This is a genomic window from Pikeienuella piscinae, from assembly GCF_011044155.1.
In the GTDB taxonomy this organism is placed as follows: Bacteria; Pseudomonadota; Alphaproteobacteria; order Rhodobacterales; family Rhodobacteraceae; genus Pikeienuella; species Pikeienuella piscinae.
The window spans coordinates 2,375,010-2,399,429 of record NZ_CP049056.1; the positions used below are offsets into that span (position 1 = coordinate 2,375,010).

Annotated in this window: 25 protein-coding genes and 1 tRNA gene; 16 read left to right on the forward strand and 10 right to left on the reverse strand. The window is 62.0% G+C overall.

The annotated features are described in order from the left end of the window. Positions 1-5 precede the first annotated feature (5 nt). The gene (locus G5B40_RS11415; protein WP_165098655.1) at positions 6-1,457 is read left to right on the forward strand and encodes an aldehyde dehydrogenase family protein; all 1,452 of its coding nucleotides are present in this window, start codon (positions 6-8) and stop codon (positions 1,455-1,457) included. A gap of 55 nt (positions 1,458-1,512) precedes the next feature. Here the strand turns inward: G5B40_RS11415 and G5B40_RS11420 are convergent, their stop codons facing one another. Genes G5B40_RS11420 through G5B40_RS11430 form a run of 3 tightly spaced genes read right to left on the reverse strand, consistent with a single transcriptional unit; the run spans position 1,513 to position 3,185 of the window. Further along, entirely contained in the window at positions 1,513-1,830 is a 318-nt protein-coding gene (locus G5B40_RS11420) for a putative quinol monooxygenase (RefSeq protein ID WP_165098657.1), read from the reverse strand. A gap of 6 nt (positions 1,831-1,836) precedes the next feature. Then, positions 1,837-2,895, reverse strand: coding sequence for an NAD-dependent epimerase/dehydratase family protein (locus G5B40_RS11425; protein ID WP_165098659.1), 1,059 nt, complete (start codon positions 2,893-2,895; stop codon positions 1,837-1,839). Further along, a complete protein-coding gene (locus G5B40_RS11430) occupies positions 2,892-3,185 on the reverse strand; it encodes a putative quinol monooxygenase (protein ID WP_165098662.1) in 294 nt (97 codons plus the stop codon). Before G5B40_RS11430 ends, G5B40_RS11425 begins: the two co-directional genes overlap by 4 nt. A gap of 17 nt (positions 3,186-3,202) precedes the next feature. On the opposite strand from G5B40_RS11430, the gene G5B40_RS11435 reads away from it, so the two are divergent. Both G5B40_RS11435 and G5B40_RS11440 read left to right on the forward strand, forming a co-directional pair. Further along, positions 3,203-4,378 carry a zinc-dependent alcohol dehydrogenase gene (locus G5B40_RS11435; protein ID WP_165098665.1) on the forward strand — a complete coding sequence of 392 codons (1,176 nt, stop codon included), beginning with the start codon at positions 3,203-3,205 and terminating at the stop codon, positions 4,376-4,378. A 3-nt stretch (positions 4,379-4,381) separates the two neighbouring features. After that, complete coding sequence (locus G5B40_RS11440) at positions 4,382-5,260, forward strand: alpha/beta fold hydrolase (RefSeq protein WP_165098668.1); 879 nt, start codon at positions 4,382-4,384, stop codon at positions 5,258-5,260. A gap of 45 nt (positions 5,261-5,305) precedes the next feature. On the opposite strand, the gene G5B40_RS11445 is transcribed toward G5B40_RS11440, so the two are convergent. The 4 genes from G5B40_RS11445 to G5B40_RS11460 form a co-directional block, all read right to left on the reverse strand. Continuing rightward, complete coding sequence (locus G5B40_RS11445) at positions 5,306-6,577, reverse strand: TRAP transporter large permease (protein ID WP_165098671.1); 1,272 nt, start codon at positions 6,575-6,577, stop codon at positions 5,306-5,308. Between the two features lie 2 nt (positions 6,578-6,579). After that, entirely contained in the window at positions 6,580-7,107 is a 528-nt protein-coding gene (locus tag G5B40_RS11450) for a TRAP transporter small permease (protein WP_165098674.1), read from the reverse strand. A gap of 122 nt (positions 7,108-7,229) precedes the next feature. Then, positions 7,230-8,441 carry a TRAP transporter substrate-binding protein gene (locus G5B40_RS11455; protein ID WP_165098677.1) on the reverse strand — a complete coding sequence of 404 codons (1,212 nt, stop codon included), beginning with the start codon at positions 8,439-8,441 and terminating at the stop codon, positions 7,230-7,232. Positions 8,442-8,575: 134 nt separating this feature from the next. Beyond that, positions 8,576-10,486: a thiamine pyrophosphate-binding protein gene (locus tag G5B40_RS11460; RefSeq protein WP_246209481.1), complete on the reverse strand. Its 1,911-nt coding sequence runs from the start codon at positions 10,484-10,486 to the stop codon at positions 8,576-8,578. Between G5B40_RS11460 and G5B40_RS11465 the strand changes: the two genes are divergently transcribed. Continuing rightward, complete coding sequence (locus G5B40_RS11465) at positions 10,470-11,252, forward strand: SDR family NAD(P)-dependent oxidoreductase (protein WP_165098679.1); 783 nt, start codon at positions 10,470-10,472, stop codon at positions 11,250-11,252. The genes G5B40_RS11460 and G5B40_RS11465 overlap by 17 nt on opposite strands. 11 nt (positions 11,253-11,263) lie before the next feature. Beyond that, positions 11,264-12,025 carry a sulfite exporter TauE/SafE family protein gene (locus G5B40_RS11470; protein ID WP_165098681.1) on the forward strand — a complete coding sequence of 254 codons (762 nt, stop codon included), beginning with the start codon at positions 11,264-11,266 and terminating at the stop codon, positions 12,023-12,025. Between the two features lie 63 nt (positions 12,026-12,088). On the opposite strand, the gene G5B40_RS11475 is transcribed toward G5B40_RS11470, so the two are convergent. Beyond that, positions 12,089-12,901, reverse strand: coding sequence for a sugar phosphate isomerase/epimerase family protein (locus tag G5B40_RS11475; RefSeq protein WP_165098683.1), 813 nt, complete (start codon positions 12,899-12,901; stop codon positions 12,089-12,091). Between the two features lie 121 nt (positions 12,902-13,022). Here G5B40_RS11475 and G5B40_RS11480 point away from each other — a divergent pair, with 121 nt between their 5' ends. From G5B40_RS11480 to G5B40_RS11490, 3 genes are all read left to right on the forward strand, one after another. After that, entirely contained in the window at positions 13,023-13,985 is a 963-nt protein-coding gene (locus tag G5B40_RS11480; protein ID WP_165098685.1) for an NAD-dependent epimerase/dehydratase family protein, read from the forward strand. Positions 13,986-14,065: 80 nt separating this feature from the next. After that, on the forward strand, positions 14,066-14,620 hold the full coding sequence (locus G5B40_RS11485; RefSeq protein WP_246209483.1) for a glutathione S-transferase C-terminal domain-containing protein: 555 nt from the start codon (positions 14,066-14,068) through the stop codon (positions 14,618-14,620). An 8-nt stretch (positions 14,621-14,628) separates the two neighbouring features. Then, on the forward strand, positions 14,629-15,792 hold the full coding sequence (locus G5B40_RS11490; RefSeq protein WP_165098687.1) for an NAD(P)/FAD-dependent oxidoreductase: 1,164 nt from the start codon (positions 14,629-14,631) through the stop codon (positions 15,790-15,792). A 55-nt stretch (positions 15,793-15,847) separates the two neighbouring features. Here G5B40_RS11490 and G5B40_RS11495 read toward each other — a convergent pair whose 3' ends face one another. Continuing rightward, positions 15,848-16,285: a hypothetical protein gene (locus G5B40_RS11495; RefSeq protein WP_165098689.1), complete on the reverse strand. Its 438-nt coding sequence runs from the start codon at positions 16,283-16,285 to the stop codon at positions 15,848-15,850. A gap of 50 nt (positions 16,286-16,335) precedes the next feature. After that, positions 16,336-16,411, reverse strand: a tRNA-Phe gene (locus G5B40_RS11500). Between the two features lie 779 nt (positions 16,412-17,190). Here G5B40_RS11500 and G5B40_RS11505 point away from each other — a divergent pair. From G5B40_RS11505 to G5B40_RS11540, 8 genes are all read left to right on the forward strand, one after another. Beyond that, entirely contained in the window at positions 17,191-19,428 is a 2,238-nt protein-coding gene (locus G5B40_RS11505; protein ID WP_165098691.1) for a heavy metal translocating P-type ATPase, read from the forward strand. Next, on the forward strand, positions 19,425-19,628 hold the full coding sequence (gene ccoS, locus G5B40_RS11510; protein ID WP_165098693.1) for a cbb3-type cytochrome oxidase assembly protein CcoS: 204 nt from the start codon (positions 19,425-19,427) through the stop codon (positions 19,626-19,628). The genes G5B40_RS11505 and ccoS overlap by 4 nt, the downstream gene beginning before the upstream one ends. Then, entirely contained in the window at positions 19,625-21,184 is a 1,560-nt protein-coding gene (ccoN, locus tag G5B40_RS11515) for a cytochrome-c oxidase, cbb3-type subunit I (RefSeq protein WP_343040133.1), read from the forward strand. Before ccoS ends, ccoN begins: the two co-directional genes overlap by 4 nt. Before the next feature lie 96 nt (positions 21,185-21,280). Next, positions 21,281-22,057: a cytochrome-c oxidase, cbb3-type subunit II gene (gene ccoO, locus G5B40_RS11520; RefSeq protein ID WP_165098695.1), complete on the forward strand. Its 777-nt coding sequence runs from the start codon at positions 21,281-21,283 to the stop codon at positions 22,055-22,057. A 2-nt stretch (positions 22,058-22,059) separates the two neighbouring features. Further along, positions 22,060-22,230 carry a cbb3-type cytochrome oxidase subunit 3 gene (locus tag G5B40_RS11525; RefSeq protein WP_165098698.1) on the forward strand — a complete coding sequence of 57 codons (171 nt, stop codon included), beginning with the start codon at positions 22,060-22,062 and terminating at the stop codon, positions 22,228-22,230. Then, positions 22,221-23,123: a cytochrome-c oxidase, cbb3-type subunit III gene (ccoP, locus tag G5B40_RS11530; protein WP_165098701.1), complete on the forward strand. Its 903-nt coding sequence runs from the start codon at positions 22,221-22,223 to the stop codon at positions 23,121-23,123. Before G5B40_RS11525 ends, ccoP begins: the two co-directional genes overlap by 10 nt. Next, positions 23,120-23,305, forward strand: a complete 186-nt coding sequence (locus G5B40_RS11535) for a hypothetical protein (RefSeq protein ID WP_165098704.1) — start codon at positions 23,120-23,122, stop codon at positions 23,303-23,305. The genes ccoP and G5B40_RS11535 overlap by 4 nt, the downstream gene beginning before the upstream one ends. Further along, on the forward strand, positions 23,299-24,180 hold the full coding sequence (locus G5B40_RS11540) for a DUF2189 domain-containing protein (protein ID WP_165098706.1): 882 nt from the start codon (positions 23,299-23,301) through the stop codon (positions 24,178-24,180). The genes G5B40_RS11535 and G5B40_RS11540 overlap by 7 nt, the downstream gene beginning before the upstream one ends. Positions 24,181-24,420 lie beyond the last annotated feature (240 nt).

Below are 24,420 nucleotides of genomic sequence, written 5' to 3' on the forward strand. Positions count from 1 at the left end.
AGCTTGTGCAGACTGACAACGCCCCAGCCAAACGGGAAACCGCAAACTCGGCAATGTCCAGAATTGGCGACGATTGGATCTCATCGGAACAAATTTTCGAGTGGCGCGAGCCTTTCCGCAGTCAGGTCGCCACGAAGGTGCATTTTGCCGATCTCGCCGATCTCGACCGCGCGCTCGACGTAGCGGTAGCGGCGCGTCCAGTCGTGGCTGGACTGCCCGGGCATGATCGCGCGCGTATTCTACGCCGCGCATCAGCGCTTCTAGGCGAGCGAACGCCTCAAATTGCAAGTGTGATGAGCCGGGAAACTGGAAAAGCCATCAGCGACGCCAACCAGGAATTGTCACGCGCGGTCGAGGTTCTCGGATTCTGTGCTGAAGAAGCTATACGCATAGAAGGGCGTCACATTCCGTTGGACGGTAGTGCGCTGGGCGTTGGCAAAGTCGCAATAGGCCTCCGCTTTCCAATAGGAATTGTAGCGGGAATCGTACCGTTCAACGCGCCGGTGAATCTCGCCTGCCACAAGATCGGGCCAGCGCTGGCGGCGGGCAACCCGATCGTGATCAAGGCGCCGCCGCAAGCGGCGTACACGTTGCAACTGCTGGTGCAGGCCTGCGTGGACGCGGGCTTCCCCACGGGAGCAATCGGTCTCCTGCATGGCGACGCTGAGGTTGGGCGAGCTCTGGTGCGCGATCCGCGTGTGGAGTTCATATCCTTCACCGGATCGGCTGGAGTCGGCGCCGAGATCAAGGCGGTCGCGGGAACGCGCGGCTGTATACTTGAACTGGGCGGCGTGGGGCCAACCATCGTTCATTCGGACGCCGAAATCGAAAAGGCGGCCCCAATTTGCGCGCAAGCCGGTTTTCGTCTCGCGGGCCAGAGCTGCGCCTCCGTTCAAAACCTATTTGTGCATGAAGACATTGCTGACGATTTCACTTCGCGCATCCTAGCGTTCACAAAGACGCTGAAGCTCGGCGACCCGGCTGACCCCCGTACGAACCTAGGGCCGGTAATCGACGAACATGCCGCCGCGCGTATCACTTCCTGGCTCGCCGAGGCACGAGAAGGCGGGGCGAAAGTGCTCTGCGGAGGTCGACGCCACGGCACCATGGTTGAGCCGACCTTGGTGACGAATGTCTCGACGGATATGATGATCGTCTGCCGCGAGGTGTTTGGTCCGGTCATCGTGCTCAGACGTTACCGCGAACTGGAAGAAGTATTTGAATGGATACGCGGCACCGGCCTCGGCCTGAACTGTGGCCTGTTCACAGCCGCCCACGCGGTGGCCCTGAGAGCTGTACGAGAACTGCGTTGCGCCTCGATCATCGTCAACGGCGCCACAGCGTTTCGCCCCGACCAGCTTCCCTATGGCGGGCTGCGCGGGAGCGGCTACGGTAGGGAAAGTCCACGCGACACGGTCAGGGCCATGACGGAAGAGCGTCTGCTGGTCTTTGCTTAGATCTCGGCATCCAGCGCGCGATGATATGTGAGTTTCCCGCCGTGTTCTTCGTTCGCTAGCTTTCCTGCGATACTTCCTCGTCTGCGGCTATCGATTCGTTCCAGAACCACCAATCCCGCGAAATCACCATTTCTTCGGTATCCGCTCTAAATTCGGCAAGATGCGAAGTAGCCCGATGAGCAGCGAACGCCCCCCGATCGACATAAGTCTCGACGAGCAGGAACAGCGCCGGGTTTTCGGCGCTCTGAAAGGTGCGAAACGACAAACATCCAGGCTCACGCTCCATCGAGTTTCGCGCATGCAGCGCCAAGCGTAACCGAAACGGCTCTATTACCTCGGGTCGGCATTCAAGATGAGCAGTATGGACGATCATCGGCTGTCATTTCGGCAAAATTCTGAGAGCACGATACTCTTCGAGATGCGCCTCTAGCATTGCAAGGCTGTCAATTCGCTCACCGAACCCGGCGGCGCGCAGTTTGCCGGTATCCGACGCAACGTCATATTTCTGGTCGAAGAGAAAATCCGCAAAAGCAAAATCTGCGACAGCGTCGAGTGGAAGCTGCTGAAGCGACGATTTCCTGACGATATCAGCCCAGAGGCTGGGCTTTTCCTTCATCCACGGTGTCAGCGCGCAAGCGCGGGGTTCGCCCGGGGTCATACCGAACATGGCAGCTAACCGCGGCCAGAACTCCGCCCAGGTGAAATGATCGCCATTGGTGACGTTGAACGCCGCATTCCTCTCTCCGGATGCCGATGTCAGACCGACGATGGATCGTCCGAGCAAGCCCCGTTCAGTCACTTCGGTCAGCGCATGGAACGCCGCCGGGTCGCCCGGGAAGTCGAGCACAAGAGACTTCTCTCGACAAATCGCCGCGTACGCGCCGAGCGTCGACACCAGATTCCGGCCTCGACCAGGCCTAACGGCGCAGACATAACTCGGTCTCGAAGCGCTCCAGCACCAGCGTTTCCCTGACTGGAAACCCTGCAGCCATTCCTGTTGCGCATGATAGAAATTTCGCGTGGCTGGTAGCGGCTGATCCTCCCGCGCGGGCGTCGCGACGGAGCCAGACGCGAAGTCGTACCATTTCCCGCCCTCAACGATATGAACATCTGAGAGTAGCGGCGCCATGTCGTCCGCCGCCTCGACAACGTTGCGCAACATCGTGACATTCGCCTCGATGTCTTCGCCGCCGCCGTCCCGAAAGGGCGCGCGCGCACAATAGAAAACATGGGTCACATTGGCGAAAGCGCCTGAGAGCGCGCCGCGCACCGCTTCTTGATCGAGAAGATCAATCGGGACATGCGCGCCTCCCGTCTCCGGCCGCGCGCTGCGCGTAACGCCCAGCGTCGCCACACCGTCGCTCGCGAGTTGCTCCATCAACCCCGACCCGACATGGCCGGTAGCGCCTGCGACAATAGCTTTTGGCGACGCGCTCATGTCTCGACCCTCCCGCCAAGCATTCTGGTGCGGTCGACAAGCATTGTCTCGATCGCGCTCATGAATGACCTGCAATAGGGTTTCTGGAGATGGGCGTCCCACGCCGCCCGATCGACATACATCTCGACAAGAAACGCCATATTCGGCTCTTCGTCGGATAGAACTACGTCAAACTGGAGGCAACCCGGCTCACTCCTCGCCGCCTCGGCGTTCACTGTCGCCAACTCCGCCCAGGTGGCGCGCATGCCTGCCTTGACTCGATGGATGGCGAGAACTGTGAACGCCGGCACGTCAGCGCCTCCGAGTAATGGCCGGACATCCGGCGACGATCTCATCAGGCAGCGTAGAGGCTAATAGTAGTTTCATCAACAACTATCATTTCTTGTTTGCGATGCGCCGAGCCGGTAAGATGGCGGCGACGGATATCGTCCACCAACCAACCGGAGGATCACTGGTGAAGGCGTTGCTACTTCGCGCTCCGAATGAGTTCGACGTCATCGAACGTTCCACGCCCCGCGCATCAAAAGATACGGCGCTGCTTCGCATCCATCGCACTGGCATATGCGCCACCGATATCGCCACGATCCGAGGGCAAAGCCGGATGGCGGTCTTTCCGATGACGCCCGGTCATGAATTCGTCGCGCGGATCGAAGAGATCGGAGCCGATGCGGACTACAAGGTAGGTGATTGGGTCACGATCTATCCGACCCAAGGATGCGGCCGCTGCGCGGCCTGTCACCGAGGCGTGCCGAATCATTGCCCTGAGTTCAGGGTATGGGGTGTGCACCGCGATGGCGGCGCCTTCGCCGAGTTGATGGCGGTTCCCATCGACCATCTGCTGCCGATCCCGGAACGTCTGCGGTGTGACGCCGGCGCCTTGATTGAGCCAACCGCTGTTGCGGTGCACGCGCTCCGACGGGCGCGCCTTCAACCGGGACAGCGTGTGGCGATCATCGGCGCGGGCGCCATCGGGCTACTGATCGCGCAGGCGGCGCGAGCCGCAGGCGCCGCGCAGGTGGTCGCGGTCGATAGGTTGCCCGCGCGCAAGGCGGTCGCGGACGCGCTCATGCTCGACGGATTCATTCTCGCCGGGGACGGAAATCTCGCTGAAGAATTGTCAGATTTCGCAGATGAACCGTTCGACATCGTTTTCGACAATGTCTGCGCCCCTTCGACGCTCGCCGCCGGCGCCGCGGCGCTGCGGATTGACGGCGCGCTCGTACTGCTCGCCTTTCCGCATGGCGACGAGGAACCGCCGATACCCTATGCGGCGGCATACCGGAAGGAGCTATCGCTCATCCTGTCGCGAAACTACGCGCGGGAGGACTTTATCGAATCCACACGATTGCTGGAGGTTGGCGCGATCGCACCGGAGGTGATGATAACCGGCCACTTCGCGCTGTCAGATTTCGCAAACGCCTATGATGAACTGCGCGATACGCCTGAGCGGCATCTGAAAGTTCTGATCGATCCACAAAGGTGAATCATGCCCCTTTTCGAGGGATTCGAATCCGTTCTCACGCCAGTAGACGGCTGCGAGATCCATGCGCGCATCGGCGGCGAAGGCCCACCCGTGCTGCTCTTACACGGTTACCCGCAGACCCATGTCTGCTGGCACAAGGTCGCACCGGTGCTGTCGCGTCACTTCACGGTCGTTGCGGCTGACCTGCGTGGCTATGGGGACAGCGCGAAGCCCGCGGGTGGCGACGACCATGCGGCTTATTCCAAGGCGAGAATGGCGAAAGACATGGTCGGCCTGATGGAGAAGTTCGGCTTTGAGCGCTTCATGGCCGCCGGCCATGATCGCGGCGGTCGCGTCGTCCAGCGGATTGCCCAGGCGCATCCGGAACGCATCTCACGCGTCGCCATCCTCGACATTATCCCGATGACGCTGGCGCCCGACATGTTTCAGAAGGTCGACCCCAATTTCGGTCGAGACACCTATCACTGGTTTTTCCTCTCGCAGCCGCGCGACCTGCCGGAACGCCTGATCGGCGCCGACCCGGCGTTCTTCCTCCGATGGACGCTCGAATCCTGGGGTAGCCGTGAGGGCTGGCTTTCGGAGGAAGCATTCGCGGAATACATACGGACTTTCCGCGACCCCGCCTCAATCCACGCAACATGCGAGGATTACCGGGCCGGCGTGACCGTGGACACCGAAGGCGGCTCACTCGGCCGCATCGCCGCTCCACTGCTTTCCATCTGGGGACGAGATAGCAAGTTCGGCCGCCGTTTCGACCCCGTCGCCTATTGGCGAACGCTATGCGCCGAGGTGAGCGGCGTCGAGGTTCCGGGCGGACACTTCATCGCCGAGGAATCGCCTGACGAGGTGGCGGCGGCGTTGATCGACTGGTTCAGCCGCTGATCCTCAACCCCGCGACAGTGCGCATCCTCCTCGGTGACCGCGCAATCACAGCAAGGCGGTCGAGAACCAGGGAATAAACGCGAGCAGCATTAGGCTGACAAAGAGACCGATAATCATCGGCGCCGCACGCCAAGCGATCGTTATGACCGGCGTCCGCGAGATCGAACTCGCAACGAAAAGGTTGAGCCCGATGGGCGGCGTCACGAAACCGATGGCGAGCGTGACCACGAAGATCACTCCGAAATGAACGGGATCCAATCCGATCGAACTGGCGACCGGCGCAAGCAACGGCGTCAGCAGAATCACGTTCGGCGTCGTCTCCATGAGCATACCTGCGACCAGCAGGATGAGTATCATCACCAGCATCAAGACCGTCCCGTCGGCTGAAAGCGAGAGTAGCGCGTCGACGCCCGCGCGCGGCAAGTTGAGTACCGCCAGGATCTGTGACAGCGCCACGGCAAGCGCTATGATCGGCGCGATGAGACCGGTGATATCGGCGCTGACATTCACGATGCGAGGCAGATTTCTGACCTTGAGCTCACGTGTCACGAAAAGGCCAACAACAAGGCAGTACGCTGCGGCGACGGCCGCCGCCTCGGTCGGCGTGAAGATACCGCCATAGATCCCGCCAAGAATGATGGCGGTCGCTCCGAAGGCGAGATTCGCCCGCAACCCGGTCCGCAGCAATTCGCGTCCACTGAACGGGATTCGATTTCCTATTCCGCGGCGGCGGCAGGTTAATGTCGCGATGACGCCCATGACGCCAATCATCAAGATGCCGGGTATGATGCCCGCGACAAAGAGATCGCCGATCGAGGTGCCCGATGCGACGCCGTAGAGCACAAAAACGATACTTGGCGGGATGATGATCCCGACAGTTCCTCCGCAAGCTGCGACTGCAGCCGAATAATCCCGCGGATACCCGTCTCGCTCCATTGGATCCAGCATCATTCGCCCCATCGCTGCGACGGTGGCGGAATTGGAGCCGCTGATCGCGGCGAAGAACCCGCAGGCGACCAGCAACGTCAACGCGAGGCCGCCATGCGCCCAACCGATCAATGCGCGAGAAAAGTCAATCAAACGCTTTGCGATCCCGGAATGACCGATCAAATCGCCGGTCAGGATATAGAGTGGCATTGCAAGCAACGGAAAGAGGTTGATCTCCGAGAACGTCGCGATACCGATGTTGTCGATCGTGAAGTTCTTCTGCGTCAGAACAAAAAAGATCGCGCCCATCCCGAGGCAAACGATTATCTCGACGCCGAGCACGAGAAGCAGCGCCATGCCTCCGAGCGCCAATGCCACACTAGCGTCCATATCTATTCTCCCCCGATAAAACCGGCTTCCATCGCTTCGCCGCGCCGATATGCTTGGATTGTAAGGACGCAGCGCTGAACGACCCGCAGCGCAATCATTCCCCACCCGACCGGGATTGACGCCACTGCGATCCAGTATGGAATCTGAATTCCAGTGAAATATTGATTATACTCGATAGTGGTGATCACAAATCTAGTGCCCGTTACGATAACAACAACTGCAAGCACAAAGAACAAGAAATCGTTTACCATAAAAAGTATGAAATTGCCTTTTCGACCCATGAAGGCCCGTATCAGATCAATCGACAAATGGCTTCGTTTCTTCACGCCTCGCGCTGCGGCGAGGTACGCAAGCCAAATGAACGCGTAGCGGGCCGTTTCCTCACCGTATGACGACGAATTGTCCAGAACGTGCCGTCTGAACACTTCAATTACAATTATGAATGTTAAGTATGAATAAAGAATTACATTAAAATAATACTCGAAGTTTTTGTCGAGCCACAATAACCATTTTGGGAATTCGATTTTCATGGCGCTGGCATCACTGAGTCATCTACGACCGGCTGGCCGCCTGGAACTGCGATTCGCGAGGTGTCGAATTTCTCGCCCATGGGTAGGGGCCGGAGGCGAAGCGCTTCCGGCCCCGGAATCCGTCAGGAACGCCACCACCGCTGCATCTCGACCGGACCGCTCTCCTGGGCGATGCGGCGTGTCGCCTCGTACTCCTCACGGCCGAACTGTTCGACGAGCGGATCGAGGAGATCCTTGTTTCTTTCGAAGGAAAGATATTCGCGCCAAGCGTTCCGCTCGTCCTCGGTGAGGAAAACGAACTCCGGCTCGAGCTTCCCCCAGATCGTGTCCTTCGGCGAATCTGGCCTGATTCCCCATTGGTCCCGCAGGTATGGCTCATAGACGTCATGCTGGAACACCTGGGTCTGATAAGCGCCCTCCAGAATACCTTCCTGCACCGCCTCGGGAAGCTGTCTGAACCAGCGGGTCGAAATGAACATCGCATCCGAGTTGTACATGAACTCGGTGTTGACGAGTTGTCCGATCACCTCCGAGATGTTCACGTCCGCCACCGGGCCGGGCGCGACGTGCAGACCGTCGACGGCGCCTTCCTTCAGCGCGTTGTAGGTCTCGCCCCAGTTCACCGGCGTCGGATTGGCCGGCAGGATATCGAACGCAACCTGTTCGAGTTTCGAGCCGGTCACGCGGATCTTGAGCCCGTCCATGTCTTCTGGACGACGGACCTCCCGGTCGAGGCCGCGGCGCAGTTGCACCCACCGGATCTGCGGGAAGAATGCAGTCGCGATCAGGCCCTGCTGCTCCGACTTCGCCCTGAAGATATCGTTCCACTCGCGCGAAAAAGTCAGACGCCAGAAGTTCTCGATCGGCCCGACATGGTAAGGAAAGTCGATGACATTCCAGACCGAAGCGGAAGCCGCGGCGTTCTGCGTCGAGCCGTGCGCCGCCTGCAAGGTCGCCTGTTGCAACTTGCGAGGCATATCGACCTGGTTCCCGAGCACGCCGCCGTATTGAAGGTCGACATAAACCTTACCATCCGTGGCGGCTTCGATGTTTTTCTTCCACTCGACGACGCCCGTCAGGTTCGACTGTTCCGTGGTAAGCGGACCATTCGGCCAGCGTCCCGGCGCTTCCGTGATACCTGTGAGCATCACGTGATCGGCTTTCTGCTTCTTTTCCGCTTCGCTCTGCGCGAAAGCCTCGGCCGCACTGAACAGAACCGCGCCGGTTGGCGCGGCCAACCACGCGAGCGCCGCCGCCGATCCGCCAAAACGCCCGGCGAGGCGCAAGAATTCGCGCCGCGTATCGGTGCGCCCTGTAGCTTCGAATTTATCCATTCTTTCCTCCCGTTTTCAGCTTTAGGTCCACAAAGACTGCGTCTTCGTTTCGTGACCGACCGCCCCGATGCCTTTCCTTTCAGGAGAGGCCCGGACCCTTCGGCATGAGTTCGCCTTCGCTTCTTGTGCTCTACTCATTCCGGCCGATAGCGCTCTCCGAAACTTGGTTCCCGATAAGGCGTAGGCGGCAATTGCCAGGCCCCGGTCGAAGGTGGACGGATCTCTCCATCGACGTGGACATCGATCAGGCACGGCTTCCCAAGCGCCAGCGCATGCTCGAGCGCAGGGCCAAGCTCGTCAGGATGCCGAACGGTGATGGCGTCCACGCCGTATGATTTCGCCATCAGCGCAAAATCCGGATTGTAGCGTTCCCCGTCACGATGGAAGAGCGTTCCAATCTCGCGCCCTTCGAACATGCCGACCTGAATGTCGCGGATCGAAACCCAGCCGAAATTGTTCCAGACGACCCAGATCGCCGGAATGTCGTACTCCACTGCGGTGGCGAGGACGTAAGGCGTCATCGTGAAGCCGCCGTCGCCGCAGACCGAGATGCAGGGTCTGTCTTTCGCGGCCAGCTTCGCCCCGAGAACTCCGCAGACGCTGAAGCCCATCGCGCCGAAGCCATAGGAATTGAGGAACGTGCCGGGCTGTCTCGCCTCCCAGAACTGCATGAACCAGTTATGATGCGCGCCGACGTCCGGGATCAGGATCCCGTCATCCGGCAAGACCGCGCGCAGTTCCTTGACAACCTGCTCCGGCCGAAGCGGGGTCGAGGAGATGTCGAATTTCGGGCGAACATGCTCGTCCCATCGACGACGCCACTCTGCGATGTCGCCCAGCCAGTCCTCATGGCGAATCGTGATGGTGCGCCGGTCAAGCTCCATCAGGAGTTGCGCGAGAAATGTTTTCACATCGGCGACGACACCCAGCTCGACAGGATAATTACGGCCGATCTCCATGGCGTCTATATCGACCTGGATGAGCTTGGTCGGCGGAATGTTCCAGGAATATCCGGGGATCCATGACGAAGCCGAGCGGTCATCGAATCGCGCGCCAAGATCGAGAAGCACATCGCATCGCCGGGCCGCTTCATTCGCCGGGTAGCTGCCGTTTCGGCCGACAAAGCCGAGCGAATACTCGCTCCGCATGTCCAGCGCGCCCATACCGTTCGGAAGACTGACGACCGGCGTCTGCAATCGCCGGACAAGTTCGGTCAGTTCTGGTCCCGCCTCGGAAAGAACGACGCCGTTGCCGGTGTATATGAGCGGCCTCTCCGCGGCGAGAAGGAGGTCGGCGACCTTCGCCACGACCGACGGCGCAGCGCCGACGCGAGTCTGTATGCTCGCGCTTTGCGCCGGCTCATAGACCAGATCGGCGCTCTCCTGAAACAGATCGAAAGGGATGTCCACGTTCACCGGACCCGGCCTGCCCTGCGTGGTGAGGGTCAGCGCCTGGCGCATAACGAGCGGCAGATTCTCGATCCGCTGCGGTTGATAGCCGCGCTTCACGAAAGACCGAATGCTTTGGGCGAAGTCCGACTGATTGTGCCGCGCGATTTCCTGGAACGGCGAACGGTTCGCCTGCACGGTCGGCGCGCTTGCAGTCAATGACAGGATCGCGGATGAATCGCTCAGCGCGTTCGCAAGCGGCATCAACATGTTGACGGATCCCGGCCCGATCGATGCGAGCGTTGCGGCGGGCTTATGCGCGACCCGAAAATAGGCGTCGGCCATATGACCGGCGGCCTGTTCATGCCTAGGCGAGATCAACGGCAATTCATCCGCACGATCATACATCGCATCGAGTAGGCCGACATTGCCATGCCCGCAAACGCCGAAGACGTAAGGCACTTCCTCCCGAATCAAGAAATCGACAATGAACTCTCCACCCTTCATCAGCCGAACTCCCATTCGCTCTCTAATTTCTTGTTCACTGCAAACAGCATCCACATCGTCGTAGCTATTGCAACTACAATTGTGATAGAGCCTGCGCAGAAGCGGATTTTTCCGCTGATTGAAGGAGGCGAAGGTGCGATTTTCCGGCAAGACAGTGCTCGTCACCGGGGCGGGAGGCGGAATTGGACGAGGGATGGCGCTGGGTTTCGCAGCGGAGGGCGCGAAGATCCACGCCTGCGATACAGACGCGGATTCCGTAGCGATCACTGTCGCCGCCATCGCCTCCCGCGGTGGAGAAGCGAAAGCGAGCACCCTTGATGTGAGCGACGAACTACAAATCGACACGGCGCTTTCCGACGCCGAGGCGGAATTCGGCGCGCCTCATGTGCTGGTGCATTGCGCGGCGGTCAATCGGCTGATGCCGATTCTTGAAACCCCCGCTGAAGAATGGCGTCGTATCGTCGATGTGAATCTCACCGGAAGCTTTCTGATCGCGCGGGCGGCGGCGCAGCGGATGATCCCGAATAAATTCGGACGCATCGTGCTGATCTCGTCGAATGTAGGGTTTCGCGGCGCCGCGCAGCGCGGCGCTTACGCCGCGTCCAAGGCCGGCGTGATCAACTTTGCAGAAACCCTTGCGATTGAACTCGCCGACAAGGGAATCACCGTCAACACCATCGCGCCAGGGCCGACAGAGACGCCGATGACCGCATGGCAACCGCCCGAGATCCGGCGAGCGCTGATCGCCGATGTGCCCCTCGGGCGTTACGGGCGGATCGACGAAATGGTTTTCGGGGCGCTCTTCCTCGCCTCTGACGAAGCAAGCTATATCACCGCGCATACCCTCTCGATCGATGGAGGATTTGCTGGAGCCGGGATCATCAAACCCGAACTCGGCGCTGAGCAGACGATCTGAGCGGCTTGAATATGTTCGCCGTTCTTGGCGAATCCTACGTAAGTGCGGGAATGCTTGCCGCCGTCGTCATGTGCGCGGGTTTGCTGCGAGGCTTTGCGGGGTTCGGTTCCTCCCTTCTCATCGTTCCGGTCCTCGGTTTCTCGATTGGCCCGACTGTCGCGGTCGCAATCGCGACCATGCTCGAAGGCGTCGCAACGATGCTCCTGTTGCCAGCGTCGCTGAAACGCGCGGACCGCAGGATGATGCTGATCATGAGCCCATGCGCCGCCATGGCCATTCCAGCGGGACACGCGCTGCTCGTCAGCCTTGATCCGACTTTGAGCAATATCGCGATCAGCGGCGCCGTATTGACGATGACGGCCCTGATCGTTGCTGGCGCGCGCCTGCCGCTGCGCCACAGTTCGGCCGGGCACGCCGTTGCAGGCGGGCTTCAGGGCTTTTTCACCGGCTTCGGCGGGGTCGGCGGGCCGCCGCTCGTTCTCTATATCCTTGCCGGCGAAGCCTCTCCCGCGACGAAGCGCGCAAGCATCATCACGGTTTCCTCGATCTCGTTGTCGATCGCGCTCTTCTCGACCGCGCATTTTGGCCTGCTCACTCGTGAGGCGCTGCAAGGCGCGGCTGTGTTGACTCCGGCGTTCTTGCTCGGCGGCGTGGCGGGTTCATACCTATTCCGGATGGCCGGCGATCGTTTCTTTCAGAGGGTCGCGCTCACTGGGCTGATGCTGGCGGTTCTGGCTCTCTTCACCGCGAATCTCACTCGGGCGCTAAGCTGACTGAACCTTCCGCCAACACGGACAACGGCACGGGTCGGCGAACGCATTGATCCGTCCCGAACGTCAGTCCGGGTCGAGGCGCTTCATGGCGGCGACGCTTTCGGCGATAGCCGCATCGCCATCCGCGTCTATGATCTCCAACACAAGATCGCCTTCATAGCCGATGCGCCGCATGGCTTGCAGCGCCTCGTCGAAGCGCACAACCCCGGCGCCGATCCGGTCATGCTTCCAGGACGAAAGAGGGGTGTCCGAAAAGTGGACAAGCCGCAAATGCTGTTTCAGCCGTTCAAAGCCGTGATCCGGCGATTCGCCCGCGAACACGGCGTTCGGGACATCGTACACCGCCCCGAGGTTGGGGTGGTCAATCGCCTCGATCAGTCCGGCGATCTGGTCGGCCTTGGGCCAGAAGCTGTAGGGGATGTTCTCCAGCAACAGACTAACGCCCGATTGCTCGGTCCTGGCCAAAAGCGTCTCGACGCCTGCGCGGCTCCAGCCTTCGAGCATCGTGATCGGCGGCGGCAAAAGCGGACGGCCTGCGCCCGGGGACATGACGATGCCTTTCGCGCGCCAATCCGCAGCGAGATCGATGGTCTCGGCGAGTATTCTGCCGGCCAGATCGCGAACTTCCTCCGCCGGGCTCGCCAGATTGTTGTCAAAGCCGCCCGGGTTGAGCGCGACGATCTCGATCTCACCTGAACGCACGCGCTCGGAGATTCGCCCACGAACGTCCTTCTTGAGGCTCCTTGGCCAGCAATACGGAGCCGTGAGAAGCAACTCAACTCGCCGGTGACCCTGCGCGACAAGATGGTCGAGGCACGCCTCGACGTCATAGAGCCAGATATAGGGGAAATTATTGATGACGATCGGATAAGGCATCAGCTCGATTTCTCCCGGAGTCCGGTTCGCGGCTCCCCGCCGCGCCTCCATAGTAGTTGCTATTGCGGCAACGTCAATATAATCTCGCGCTGGAGCGGCATCGCAGCATGAGGGGGTGAATGTGAGAGTCTTGATTACCGGCGGCGGCGGGTTCATCGGCCGGAAGATCGCTAGCAAACTAGTTGACCGCGGCGATCAGGCCATCGCATTCGATTTCGCCTTCCCGGTCGAGGCGAGACGTCTCGCCGCCGAAGTCCCTGGGTTCCATCTCGTCGAGGGTGACATCACCGATCTCGCGCCCGTCATCGCAGCTTTTCAGACCCATAAGCCCGACGCGATCATTCACTGCGCCGCAATCGTCGGCGTTCTTTATTCGGTCGCAAGTCCTGGGAACGTTTATCGAGTAAACCTGCAAGGTAGCGTCAATATCTTCGAAGCGATGCGCCTTTGTGGCGTGCGCCGAATTGTTCATATGAGTTCTGAAGAAGTCTACGGCGATTTCGAACGACCGATCATCGACGAAAGTCATCCCACCCGGCCAAGCATGCCCTATGGGATCAGTAAGTTAGCGGTCGAGCAGACTGGGAGAGTCTATCGGGATCTCCATGATCTCGAGTGCATTAACATGCGCACATCATGGGTCTATGGGGTCGGACTGCCACGCCCTAGACCGCCAACCACATTTCTCGATGCGGCGCTTCGAGGGGAAGCCTGTCATCTATCGTTCGGGGCGGATGTGGCGATCGACTTCACTTATATGGATGATGTCGTCGGGGGCGTCCTTGCCGCGCTCGACGCAAAATCACCCAGCCATGACGTCTATAACCTCGCAAGTGGAACCGCCACCACGCTCGGCGAAATGGTCGAGCTGATCCGCGAAATGATTCCAGGAGCAAACATCTCGGCGAAGCCTGGGCCTTACATGTTCACACCAACGCTCAGAGCCCCCCTAAAGGGCGCCCTCGACATGAGCCGTGCGTATGAAGAACTGGAGTTCGCGCCGCGCTTCGACCTCCGGCGCGGCTTCGAGGCCTATATCGAAGATTGGCGCGCCCGGACCCCGGCTGACCACAATGGCCATTGAACGCCGCGCATTACTCAAGGAGCGACCACCCCATGAGACTCCACTACACGACTAACTCACCTTTCGCGAGAAAAGTGCTGATGACCGCGCATGAAGTCGGCGTGAACGATCTGATCGAGCGGACCGTCAGCAATCCCTGGAACGAAGAAAATCAGGCCGCCGCAGTCAACCCGGCCGGCAAGGTCCCGGCTCTTGTTCTGGATGACGGCCTTGCGTTGTACGATTCGCCGGTGATCTGCGAATATCTCGATAACCTCGGCCAAGCCTCCTCCATCTTCCCTGCCGCGGGGATTGAGAGGTGGCGCGCGCTGCAGCGGCAGGCGCTCGGAGATGCGCTTCTCGATGCGATGATCGCGCGGCGCCTCGAGAGCCGGCGGCCCGACAACGAAAGATCTGAAGGCTGGATCGCGCGGCAGGTCTTGTCCGTAAATCGCTGCCTCGACGCCATGGAGGCCGACGCATCAGAACTGTCGGAACAACCGACGATCGGACACATCGCCTATTTCTGCGCCTTGGCGCATCTGGATTTTCGCTTCGCCGACGAGAATTGGCGACCCGGGCGGCCGAAACTCGAGGCGTGGTTCGCCACATTCGAGTCTCGTCCGTCAGCCCAATCCACCATTCCTCACGACTGAGCGCCGCCGTGGACTCAGTCGACGCTGTCGTAGTCGGCGCTGGCGCCGTCGGTCTCGCTATCGCCCGAGAACTGGCCATGGACGGCCGGGATATCCTCGTGATCGAACGCAATGACTCATTCGGAATGGAAACGAGTTCACGCAACAACGAGGTCGTCCACTCGGGCGTCTTTCACAGGCCCGGAAGTCCGCAGGCGGCGCTCTGCCGGCGTGGGCGAGAGATGATCTACGCCTATTGCGCCGCACGCGGCGTCCAGACGAAGCGGACCGGCAAGCTCATTCTGGCGAATTCCGAGACGGATCGCGGTTGGCTGGCCGGTGTTTTCGAACTTGGGCTAGAGAATGACTGCGGCGATCTCGAATGGCTCGAACGCGAACAAGTTTCGCGGCTGGAGCCGGAGATTACCTGTCATTCGGCTATCCTCTCGCCATCGACCGGCATCATGGATACCCACAATCTCATGCTGGCCTTTCTGGGTGACGCGGAGACGGCGGGCGCACTCGTCGCGTTTCGCTCTGAGGTCACAAATGTCGAACCGGTTGCGGGCGGGTTCCGAGTCGCCGTCGCCGGCCACTCGGGCGAACAAACTGACGTACTCTGCCGCACGCTCATCAACGCTGCCGGCCCGTGGTCGGCTGAACTGGCGCGAAACATTCGCGGCATGCCGGAAGCAGCGCTGCCGAAGGTTCATTTTGCGAAAGGAACCTTCTTCAAATATCATGGGGCGCCGCCGTTCTCGCGGCTTGTCGTCCCTTCGCAACCCGCTTGGCGGAACGGCGGGATATTCACCCTTGACCTCGGCGGCCAGGGGAAGTTCGGACCCGACGAAGAATGGGTCAATGTTGTCGAATACGGACTCGACAACGGTCGCGCCGCCGGTGTGGCGAACGCGATCCGGAACTATTGGCCGAATGTTCGGACCGAAGCGTTGAGCGCCGAATACGCCGGCGTGCGCCCTCGTCTTAACGGCCCCGGTGAGCCACCGATCGACTGGCTGTTGCAAGGCCCAGACCTGCACGGGCAAGAAGGGCTCATCAACCTCTTCGGCATCGAGAGTCCCGGCGTCACCTCGTCGCTCGCAATCGCCGAGGAAGTCGCACAGATGGTCGAAGGCGCGCCATCACCGTTCGCCCGAGTCGCCGACCAACATTCTCAACAGGACGAGAATTGAGAGACGACCCGTCCGTATTTCACGTCATCGGATGACCAGAACGCAGCCCATTCGGCTAGTCCCCAAACCGCCGCTCGACCGCGTCCAGCATCATGTCGCGGATATCCTTGTCGCCAGCAACAGCGATGAGGGGCATGATGGCTTGCCGTAACGGGGCGGCATCAATGCTCCTCATGGAGACGTATTCGCCCGACAATTGCCCGAGTGTGAACGTTCTCGGTCGAGCCGTCTTGAGCCGCGTATAGAGGTCAATCCCATGTTCGATCTGGTCGTGCTTCCAGATGGCGTTGAGACGCGCTGTAAGCCATTCTGAGAGTTGCTTCGCCTCCGTCGCATCAGATGACAGCCGATCACGGATGAACGCCCCACAAGCTTCTATGGCGTGCTCTGGGACTCTACGATTGTAGTAGTAGGAGCCGCTGCGAAAGATCGTATGCCGCACATGCGAGCGCCGCCCATTGGTGTTTGTGTGACTGATTGTGTGCATGAGCATCTAGCCCATCAGCGTTTATCCAATGGTCGCAAGTGCTTGTGGAGAAGGCTTGGTGCCCAGGGGCGGATTCGAACCACCGACACGCGGATTTTCAGTCCGCTGCTCTACCAACTGAGCTACCTAGGCTGAAGCCGGAACTTCTTGACGTGGCGGTGTATATGTATCGTCCGCAGTGCTGTCTAGCCCATTTTAACGTTAGCGCGTCATGGCGCAACCCGGACGATGTTCACCTAATATAAAAGCTATCCTACACATACAACAATAGCATTAGCGACCATGCCGTTCGGCATAGGAATAATGCCTGAAATACAGCTGGCGCATTATAAAATTGTCATGTCATACATACCCATGAATATTTCCTTGGCCTGAGCCCGCGCACAAGATTCTCGATCCGCAACCGAAGTTTTTCTAAACGCGAAAGGCATAGAGTCTGCGCCGCCCAGACATCATCATTCGCTCTCGCGACACGCTCGCGCTGCGGGAGATTCGTCAGTCTGACCCGCCGCGCGAGCGCGCCGCGTTCGCCGATTTTAGCCCGCAAAGCCCCCTCCGAGATTCTATTGCTTTGGCGGCGCGGAATCAGGGCGTTCGATCCGCAGCGCGTCGCGCGATCACAACGTCGCGGGATAGATGTCTCCGCAACAATATTGCGCGCCAGCTACGTGACGGAAACGTTAGCGCGGCGAGCCCGTAGCGGGAGGCTCGCCCGCGGATTCGATGGAGAGCCGAGAAACGTCGTCCGATACCGAGAGGGATCGCTTCGATCCGCTATGCTGCGGCGCAACGCCATCTTGGCTATACCGATCAACCAATGGTTTACTCACAGAGAGATGAGTTTACGGGGCCGACCGCCCCTCGCCTGAGAATCGTCGGACGTGCCTGAGGGACGCGTGATCGCCATGAGAATGTCTGAGACTGAACGCGAAGAAGCAGGCGGCGGGCGCAGCGGCGCCGAGCGCCGCGCTTCAGTGCGAGCGGCCCCCGACGGAAGCGGCCTCTGCGTGATCTCCGTTCCCGGCGTGCGCTGCAGCGGGTGCGTCGCGTCGATTGAACGCGCGCTTCGCGCCTGCCCGGACGTCGTCTTCGCGCGGGTCAATCTGACATTGCGGCGCGCATGCGTGACGCTCCGGAGCGCGGATGTCGATCCGTCGCCGGTATTCGAGGCGCTGTCCGCGCTGGGATACGAAGGTCAGCCGATCGACCTCGCCGAGGAAACGGGGGGCCCGGATCGCGGCGCGAGTCGGGATTTGTTGCGCGCGATCGCGGTGGCGGGGTTCGGCGCGATGAACGTCATGCTGCTCTCCGTCGCCGTCTGGTCGGGGGCGGAAGGCGCCACCCGCGAGACGTTCCATCTGATCTCCGGCATGATCGCCGTCCCCGTTGTGGCCTATGCCGGCCGGCCGTTCTTTCGCTCCGCATTCGCCGCGCTGCGGAGCGGGCGGCTGAACATGGATGTTCCAATCGCGCTGGCGGTCCTGCTGGCGCTGGCTCTCAGCCTCGCCGAACTGGCGCGCGGCGGCGAGCATGTCTTCTTCGACGCCGCGGTCACGCTACTCTTCTTTCTGTTGACCGGACGTTACCTGGATCAACTCATGCGCGAGCGGGCGTTGAGCGCCGTCACCGGGCTGGCCCGGCTGGCCCCGAAAGGCGCGATGGCCCGGATGCCCGACGGATCGTTGCGCTGGACGCCGCTTGACGCGATCACCGCCGGCATGGCGCTTTACATCGGCCCGGGCGAGCGCGCGCCGGTCGATATCCGCGTTCTGACGGGTGAAACCGATGTCGACCGGTCGCTGGTCACCGGTGAGGCGATGCCGGTCACGGCCGGCGCCGGCGCGGTGCTGGAGGCCGGGACGCTGAACCTGACAGGGGGGATCGAGGCGACGGCGCTGCGTACGGCTGAAGAGTCCTTTCTGGCGGAGATGACAAGGATGCTGAGCGCGGCCGAAAGCGGCCGCGGCGCCTATGTCCGCATCGCCGACCGCGCAGCCCGGCTTTACGCGCCGGTCGTTCATCTTCTGGCGCTGGCGACCTTCATCGGCTGGATCCTCGCCACGGGCGACTGGCGCATCTCGATCTTCGTCGCGATCAGCGTGCTGATCATCACCTGCCCCTGCGCGCTGGGACTCGCGGTTCCGGTCGCGCATGTCGTCGCGGCGGGCCGGCTGATGCGGGACGGCGTCCTGATGAAAGACGGATCGGCTCTCGAGCGTCTCGCGGAGATTGATCTCGCGGTGTTCGACAAGACCGGAACCCTGACCACCGGCGCGGCGCGCGTCTCTCGTGCGCCGCTCGGCGCCGCCGACCGGGGCGCGGCGAAGGCGCTGGCGCTGCATTCCGCTCATCCGGCGGCGCGCGCGATCGCGGCCGACCTGCCCGATAGCCCATCCGACGCGCGGGATGTGAACGAGACGCCCGGTTTCGGGATAGAGGGCGTCGTCAGCGGCCGGCGCGCCCGTCTCGGCAGGCCGGACTGGGTGGCGGAGATCGCCGCCGGACCGGCAGCGGAGGCGGCCCCCGCCTTCGCTTTCGAGGGCGCAGCCGCATCAGCGTTCGCCCTTTCGGAAGATCTGCGTCCGGGGGCGCGGACGGCGATCGCCATGCTTCGTGCTGCGGGCGTCCCGACCATCATGCTGACGGGGGACGAACGCCGGCGCGCCGCCCGCGTCGCCGAGTTGGCCGGCGTGGAGTCATTCCGCGCTGGCGCGACGCCGGCCGAGAAAGTCGCCTGTCTCGAAGCATTCCGGGCTGAAGGACGCCGGACCCTGATGGTCGGCGACGGGTTGAACGACACCGCGGCGCTGGCGGCGGCGCATGTGTCGATGGCGCCTTCCGACGCGGCGGACGCCGGCCGCGCGGCGGCGGATTTCGTCTTTCTGCGCGACGACCTCGGGGCTGTTCCGATGACCCGCAAGGTCGCGAAGGCGACGGCGCGCACCGTGCGTCAGAATTTCGGCCTGGCGATCGCCTATAACTGCATCGCCATACCGCTCGCTGCGGCGGGCATGGTCACGCCGCTGGTCGCGGCGCTGGCGATGTCTGCGTCCTCGATCGTCGTCATTGGCAATTCGCTGCGGCTGAACGCGAAGGAGCCTGCACCGGCGAATGCGGCGACAAACAGCTTGCGGACGGCGACGGCATGACGATCCTCACCATCCTCATACCGGTCACGCTCGTCATGGGCGTGGTCGGGCTCGGCGCATTTTTCTGGAGCCTCCGGAGCGGTCAGTACGAAGATCTGGAAGGCGACGGCGCGCGCATCCTCTTCGAGGACGCCGAGGCGCCGCTGCCGGACCGCTCTATTTCAGCCACGCACAGGACCAGCACGGAGACCACGACATGATGGCTCAATTGACCCGGGCGGAGCGCCGCACCGTTCTGATGATCCTGGCTATCGCCGCCCTGGTCGGGCTGCTGATGGCGGTCGCCGGAAAAGACGACCCGATGGGCGTCCACGGCTGGATCGTCATCGCGTTCGCCGGCGTTCTCTTCTTCATCGCAGGGAACGCGATCTACGACCCCGAGCCGACCGAGGATCGTTCGATCTCCTATTACGACGACCCTACGAAGGTCGGCATCGTCCTCTCGCTTTGCTGGGCCGTGGTCGGCATGGGCGTCGGGGTCTGGGTCGCCTCCATGCTCGCCTGGCCCGACCTCCGCTTCGACGCGGCCTGGTCGAGCTTTGGCCGCATGCGCCCGGTGCACACATCGGGCGTGATCTTTGGCTTTGGCGGCAACGCCCTGATCGCCACATCTTTCCACATCATGCAGCGCACGTCCCGCGCGCGCATGCCGGGACAGATCACGCCGTGGTTCGTGCTGCTGGGTTTCAACCTCTTCTGCGTCATCGCCGCCAGCGGCTACCTGATGGGCATAACCCAGTCGAAGGAATACGCCGAGCCGGAATGGTACGCGGATATCTGGCTGGTAGTCGTCTGGGTGGTCTACTTCATTCTCTACATCCGCACGCTGGCGCGCCGGAACGAGCCGCATATCTACGTCGCGAACTGGTACTACATGGCGTTCATACTGGTCGTGGCGGTGCTGCATATCGTAAACAATCTGGCCGTGCCCGCGTCCTTCGCCGCCGCCAAGAGCTATTCGGCGTTCGCGGGCGTTCAGGACGCGATGACGCAGTGGTGGTACGGCCATAACGCCGTCGCGTTCTTCCTTACCTCCGGTTTCCTCGGCATGCTCTATTACTTCCTGCCGAAACGGGCGGAGCGGCCGATCTATTCCTACCGGCTGTCGATCCTCAGCTTCTGGGGGATCACCTTCTTCTACATCTGGGTGGGCTCGCATCACCTTCATTACACCGCCCTACCGCACTGGGTTCAGACCCTTGGCATGACCTTCTCGATCATGCTGCTGGTGCCTTCATGGGCGTCAGCCGGCAACGCGTTGATGACGCTGAACGGCGCATGGCGGAAAGTCCGCGACGACGCGACGCTGCGTTTCATGATGGTCGCGGCGGTCTTTTACGGCCTGTCGACATTCGAGGGCTCCTTTCTGGCGATCCGTCCGGTCAACGCGCTTTCGCACTATACCGACTGGACCGTCGGTCACGTCCACGCCGGCGCCATGGGCTGGGTGGCGCTGATCGTCTTCGGCTCCATCTATGCGCTGACCCCGGTGCTCTGGCGGCGTGAAACGATGTATTCCTGGAAGGCGGTCGAGTGGCATTTCTGGCTCGCCGTCTCCGGCGTCGTCATCTACGTCTTCGCCATGTGGAACAGCGGCATCATCCAGGGGCTGATGTGGCGCACATACACCGAGAGCGGCACGCTGAAATATTCGTTTCTCGACTCCCTTGTGGCGATGCACCCCTACTACATCGCGCGCGCATTCGGGGGCTGCTGTTCCTGGCCGGAGCGATCATCGCGCTCTGGAACGTCGTGATGACGATCCGGCACGTCCCGAAGATGGCGCCGGCGCTGGATTATCCGACATCCTCCGAAGCCCTGGAGCCGGCCGTGCCGGCGGGGGAGTAACGACATGTTCAGGACCCTTCTCAAACCCTTCGAGCGGTTCTTCGACTTCCATGCGAGGACCCATTACCGGGCCGAGCGGCATTCGATGGCGCTGACCGTCGGCATCATCCTGGCGGCGGGGGTCGGCGGCATCGTCGAGATCGCCCCGCTCTTCACCATCGACGAAACGGTGGAGGCCGCGCCGGACATGCGCGTCTACACCCCGCTCGAACAGGCCGGGCGCGACATCTACATCCGCGAGGGGTGCTACGCGTGCCATAGCCAGATGATCCGCACCCTGCGTGACGAGGTGGAGCGATACGGCCCCTATTCGCTGGCGGTCGAAAGCCAGTACGACCATCCGATGCTCTGGGGCTCCAAGCGCACCGGGCCCGATCTGGCGCGGCTCGGCAACAAGTATTCCGACGACTGGCAGGTCCGGCACCTGGTGAACCCGCGCGATCTGGTTCCCGAATCCGTCATGCCGCAATACGCGTTCCTGCTCACCGAGAGGCTGGAGGTCGAAAGCCTGTCCGACCGCCTCGCAGCGCTCCGCACACTCGGCGTGCCTTATTCGGATGAGATGATCGCGAACGCCGCCGACGACGCGCTCGGGCAGGCGAGCCCGGACTCGGACAAGGCGGAAGGGGCGCTGGAGCGTTATGGCGACGCGACGAACATCCGCTCCTTCGACGGCGACGCCGGGCGACTGACGGAGATGGACGCGCTGGTCGCGTATCTTCAGATCCTCGGAGGTCTGACCGACCTGCCGGCGCGGATTGAGACGGCGGCGGAGGAGTAACGATGGACATTTCGCATGAATGGCTCGTCGGGTTCGCAAAAGCCTTCGGACTTTTCTACCTGATCGCGCTTTCGATCGGAATCACCGCCTACGCCTTCTGGCCGAGCCTGGGAAAACGCTTCGACCGGGCGGCGAAGAGCATTCTCAATGATGAGGACGGGCCATGTCGGTAAAGGAACGAGATCCGCTCACCGGCCATATGACGACAGGCCACGAATGGAACGGCATCACCGAGTTGAACACCCGGGTGCCGCCGCCGATCTGGTGGTTCATCGGGATCACCCATGTCTGGGCGCTTGTCATATGGATCCTGCTGCCGACCTGGCCGCTGGTCACGACCTACACCAAGGGCCTTCTCGGACTGGACCAGCGCGAAGAGGTCGAGGAAAAGGTCGTCGCCGCGAATGTCGCGCGTTCGGACTGGGCCGACCGGATCGCCGATCTTCCGGTCGACGAGATTCGCGCCGATCCTGTGCTCATGTCGCGGGTGAACGACACGGCGCACGCCCTCTTTGGCGACAACTGCGCCGGCTGCCACGGGGCGGACGCAGCCGGTGGGCCGGGCTTTCCCAGCCTGGTCGATTCGGCCTGGCTCTGGGGCGGCGACGCGGACGCGATCATGGAGACGCTGCGCGTCGGCATCAATTCGCAGCATCCGGACACTCATTTCGGTCAAATGCTCGCCTTCGGCCGCGACGGCATGCTGTCGCGCGACGAAATCCGCGCCGTGGCCGCTTATGTCCAGACGCTTTCGGACGCCGGCGACGTGGCGGCGGAGGGCGCCGCCGCGGATGACGAAGCAACGGATGCGCCGGATGGAGCGCAACTCTTCGCCGACAACTGCTCAAGCTGCCATGGCGAGGATGGCGGCGGCGACACCACGCTCGGCGCGCCCGACCTGACCGACGATTTCTGGATCTATGGCGGGGACGAAGAGACGCTTTTCCAGACGGTCTGGGGCGGGCGGCAGGGCTGGATGCCAACCTGGGAGGACCGGCTCAGCGAGGTGGAGCGCAAGATCCTCGCCACGTATATTCTCGAGCTCGGTGGAAAGGACGCGCCATGAACGTCTGGTCTCGACCGCGCCTTTTCGCGCTCGCCGCGGCGTCCGCGGTGGTCGCGATCTTCATCGCCGCCAACGCGCATCTGGTCTTCGTCGCCTTCTCGTCGATGCCCGAATGCGTGCCCCATCTCAAATCCCCGACAGGAGGCGCCGCCACGTATCGCGCGGCGAAACCGTCATGCTGAGTGACCGCACCGACCCGCCGCCGCCTGATGAGCCGCACGCCGACGGCGTCATTCCGGAGGTTGTCCCGCCGCTCCCGCGCGAGAACAGGCGCGCCCGCAATCTGCCGTGGCGGACCGCTTTCGACTGGCTGCGCGGCGGCTGGGCGGATCTCTGGACCAATCCCGCCCCCAGTCTACTCTACGGCGTCGCCGTCTTCGTGGTCTCCGCTTTCGTGGTCTGGTTCCTCTTTCGTCTGGAGCTTGACTATGCGCTCTTCCCGGCGCTCGCCGGGTTCATGGTCGTCGGTCCGCTCATCGCCAACGGGCTCTACGAGAAAAGCCGCCGACTGGAGACCGGCGAGCACGCGAACTTCGCCGACATGATCTTCGTCAAGCCGCGCTCCGGCCGTCAGGCGCTGTTCATGGGTGTGATGCTGCTTGGGCTTTTCATGCTCTGGATGCGGGCGGCGGTGCTGATCTACGCGCTCTTTTTCGGCCTGGTCCCCTTCCCCGGCGTCGACGATGTCGCCGCGATGCTGTTCTTCACTCCGACCGGCTGGGCCCTGCTCCTGGTCGGCAGTTTCGTCGGCGCGCTTTTCGCCGCCTTCGCGTTCGCGATCAGCGTTTTCGCGGTGCCGATGCTGCTGGAGGAGGACACCGACGCGCTCTCCGCCCTGGGGATCAGCATGGCGATGGTCTGGAGCAATCTGCCGGTCATGCTGGCCTGGGGCGCGATCGTGATGGCGCTTTTCGCTTTCTCAGTCGTCACCGGGTTCATCGGCCTGATCTTCGTATTCCCGGTGCTCGGCCACGCCACATGGCGCGCCTATCGCGCCCTGCGCGGCGAGGATCGGAAAGACCTGGAAAGCGAGCGCATGTTCATTCAGCCGGCGTGAAATCCGACGCCCAGCTCCGGCGGACCGGGACGAAACGCGGGCGGGACAGCCGCCGGACGTCGCGCTCGAAACTGGCGCGCCCGGCGCCGGCCAGCGCGATTTATTCCCCGCGAGCGTGCTGACGCGCAGCCGCAGCGCCCCGTCCGGATAGCGGCGGGGCGCTCTGCTTACCGGATTTATTATCCGGATGTTAACAACTTCTCGTTGCGAGAATCGGCAGAATCGGAGACCCTGCGTCCG

What these genes read in the sequence shown, in the direction of transcription:
- G5B40_RS11505 (WP_165098691.1), top strand. Translation starts at nt 17,191, where the DNA reads ATGTCTGAGACTGAACGCGAAGAAGCAGGCGGCGGGCGCAGCGGCGCC.
- ccoS (WP_165098693.1), top strand. Translation starts at nt 19,425, where the DNA reads ATGACGATCCTCACCATCCTCATACCGGTCACGCTCGTCATGGGCGTG.
- G5B40_RS11435 (WP_165098665.1), top strand. Translation starts at nt 3,203, where the DNA reads ATGGCCGGACATCCGGCGACGATCTCATCAGGCAGCGTAGAGGCTAAT.
- ccoP (WP_165098701.1), top strand. Translation starts at nt 22,221, where the DNA reads ATGTCGGTAAAGGAACGAGATCCGCTCACCGGCCATATGACGACAGGC.
- G5B40_RS11450 (WP_165098674.1), bottom strand. Translation starts at nt 7,107, where the DNA reads ATGAAAATCGAATTCCCAAAATGGTTATTGTGGCTCGACAAAAACTTC.
- G5B40_RS11525 (WP_165098698.1), top strand. Translation starts at nt 22,060, where the DNA reads ATGGACATTTCGCATGAATGGCTCGTCGGGTTCGCAAAAGCCTTCGGA.
- G5B40_RS11495 (WP_165098689.1), bottom strand. Translation starts at nt 16,285, where the DNA reads ATGCTCATGCACACAATCAGTCACACAAACACCAATGGGCGGCGCTCG.
- G5B40_RS11475 (WP_165098683.1), bottom strand. Translation starts at nt 12,901, where the DNA reads ATGCCTTATCCGATCGTCATCAATAATTTCCCCTATATCTGGCTCTAT.
- G5B40_RS11420 (WP_165098657.1), bottom strand. Translation starts at nt 1,830, where the DNA reads ATGATCGTCCATACTGCTCATCTTGAATGCCGACCCGAGGTAATAGAG.
- G5B40_RS11535 (WP_165098704.1), top strand. Translation starts at nt 23,120, where the DNA reads ATGAACGTCTGGTCTCGACCGCGCCTTTTCGCGCTCGCCGCGGCGTCC.
- G5B40_RS11455 (WP_165098677.1), bottom strand. Translation starts at nt 8,441, where the DNA reads ATGGATAAATTCGAAGCTACAGGGCGCACCGATACGCGGCGCGAATTC.
- G5B40_RS11470 (WP_165098681.1), top strand. Translation starts at nt 11,264, where the DNA reads ATGTTCGCCGTTCTTGGCGAATCCTACGTAAGTGCGGGAATGCTTGCC.
- G5B40_RS11425 (WP_165098659.1), bottom strand. Translation starts at nt 2,895, where the DNA reads ATGAGCGCGTCGCCAAAAGCTATTGTCGCAGGCGCTACCGGCCATGTC.
- ccoO (WP_165098695.1), top strand. Translation starts at nt 21,281, where the DNA reads ATGTTCAGGACCCTTCTCAAACCCTTCGAGCGGTTCTTCGACTTCCAT.
- G5B40_RS11485 (WP_246209483.1), top strand. Translation starts at nt 14,066, where the DNA reads ATGACCGCGCATGAAGTCGGCGTGAACGATCTGATCGAGCGGACCGTC.
- G5B40_RS11440 (WP_165098668.1), top strand. Translation starts at nt 4,382, where the DNA reads ATGCCCCTTTTCGAGGGATTCGAATCCGTTCTCACGCCAGTAGACGGC.
- G5B40_RS11540 (WP_165098706.1), top strand. Translation starts at nt 23,299, where the DNA reads ATGCTGAGTGACCGCACCGACCCGCCGCCGCCTGATGAGCCGCACGCC.
- ccoN (WP_343040133.1), top strand. Translation starts at nt 19,625, where the DNA reads ATGATGGCTCAATTGACCCGGGCGGAGCGCCGCACCGTTCTGATGATC.
- G5B40_RS11445 (WP_165098671.1), bottom strand. Translation starts at nt 6,577, where the DNA reads ATGGACGCTAGTGTGGCATTGGCGCTCGGAGGCATGGCGCTGCTTCTC.